Origin of the sequence: Mesorhizobium kowhaii, from assembly GCF_042431665.1 — a bacterium.
Classification (GTDB): Bacteria; Pseudomonadota; Alphaproteobacteria; order Rhizobiales; family Rhizobiaceae; genus Mesorhizobium; species Mesorhizobium kowhaii.
The window spans coordinates 1-1,808 of the sequence record NZ_JBHLYT010000116.1; the positions used below are offsets into that span (position 1 = coordinate 1).

General features: G+C 58.3%; 2 protein-coding genes. One reads left to right on the forward strand and one right to left on the reverse strand.

Annotation, left to right across the window (positions count from 1 at the left end; genetic code table 11):
* Positions 1–374: transposase (locus ACFFNA_RS35625; RefSeq protein WP_378924620.1), on the reverse strand; the 374-nt coding region annotated here is incomplete at its 3' end.
* Positions 375–957: 583 nt separating this feature from the next.
* Between ACFFNA_RS35625 and ACFFNA_RS35630 the strand changes: the two genes are divergently transcribed.
* On the forward strand, positions 958–1,808 hold an 851-nt coding region (locus ACFFNA_RS35630; protein WP_378924622.1), incomplete at its 3' end, for a hypothetical protein.

Below are 1,808 nucleotides of genomic sequence, written 5' to 3' on the forward strand. Positions count from 1 at the left end.
GCTTGGCAGCTCGCAGCTGGCACTTCGGAGTGCGATCGCACAGGACCCGGCTCTTCCGGCTCTACATCGTGCACGCTGTGACCGACCACACCCATTTCAATGAAAGCGATTGGTGGGGTCTCGGATCGGTCACCCGATCTCCGTTCCCGGGTTTGCTTCATCCAGATGTGCAAGTGGTTCGCGTTCATGTCGTGACGCCGCGCGACAACCGCCACCGGATCACCGGACTCCTGCACCTCGCGCATGATCGCCAGCTTCTGCTCGACCGTCCAGGAGCGGCGCGTCCGCTGTCGGCCCGCATCCGTCGGCAGCGGCAGAGCCGCCGGCGTGCTCGCTTCCACCCTCGACGGCTGTTCCATAGCCAGATACTTCATTGCCAAGCGTCCACTTAATCTAAGCGGACACTACCGCCACAAGGTACGCGTCAGTAGGCGGCCTTTAGCGTATGCGTACCGTCGGTCCGACATTCGAACGCGTGCGATTGTGGCGCAGCAGAAGACCTGACGACCGTTCAATTCGAATTGATGGCTGATGTGGGAGTTAGAAGGCCGAGCCAATGCGCAAGCAGCAGTGCCGACGGTGGCAACAGATAAAAATCGGAGCAAAATTTTGCACGCCATCACATACTCGTACATTGAGCTGTTCGGCGCCAGCGTCAGCAAATACAAAAAAATCGATCCTGCATTGTTCTTGCACCGGTAAGAGCCGAGAGGATGTCACGTTAGCCGACGCTCCGCTGACGCCTTCGAGTGCGGACGCAATGGCCCGTTCGCACATCTTGTGAATAGTCCTTCCCCATGCACCTGAAACCGCCTGGCCCTTTTCCTTTCAGCGCTGCTTCTAACGGCAGGCCTGCGCTGTCAGTCTTTGAACTGCGGGCCTCGTCAGCTTCTCGTCAGCGGATGCGGGCAGGATAGTTCCTCGCTAGATGGATCTCTCAAACCACGGAGGTGAATTATGGATCCGAAGAACTTCAATCCCTTCTCACCAGATTGGCAAAACTCGTACTACGCGATGCTGGCCCAGCAGCAGGCAGGACAGGGGGGCCAGCCGGAGGAGGCCGCGCAGCGCGACTTTGAGGAGCACCTGGAAGAGGCGGGCCAGCAGGACGCTCCCGATCATGGGAGGCGGTACGCCATCGCCCCTGATGACGCGGCCCTCATCCGGAATGCGCGTAATGCGGCTTGCCAGAAGATTGCGTATCGCTCCGCAGTCGTGAACGGTTCGAGTCTCCGCAAGTTATCTGAAGCACTACAGCAGCGTTACAATTTGTCTCTCAATGGACTTAGTGACGTGTCGCTGAAGGATTATGCTAAGCAACTGTTTCCGGGTGAAGCCCGGGTCATTACGGCGTTGGGCATGCTTAGGGCGTACCGCGAGGGTGCCTATGGAGAGGGTGCCTCTGGAGCGGGTACCTCGCGTCAGGGACAGGGAAGGCGGTATGATGTCGTTCCTGAAGATGCGGCGTTAATCCATAATGCGGGTGGTGCGGCTCGCGGGAGGCTTGAGGCTGGGTCTATATCTAACAATTCCACGAGTCTCCGCAGATTGTCTGGAAGGCTCCAGCAGCGTTACAATTTGTCTCTTAATGGACTTAGTGACGAATCGCTGAAGGCTTATGCTAGGGAGCTGTGTCCGGACGACCCCAGGGTCCAGAGTGGGGTGAGCATGCTGAAGAGGTATCGGGAAACCCTTGGAGAGGGCACCTCGCATGCTGCGGAGGGCAGCTCTCGCCAGCCAGTGCAACAGCCATCACCAGAGCATGAGTCATCCCCGTCGCGAGTGTCAAGTTACAATCAAGACCAGCT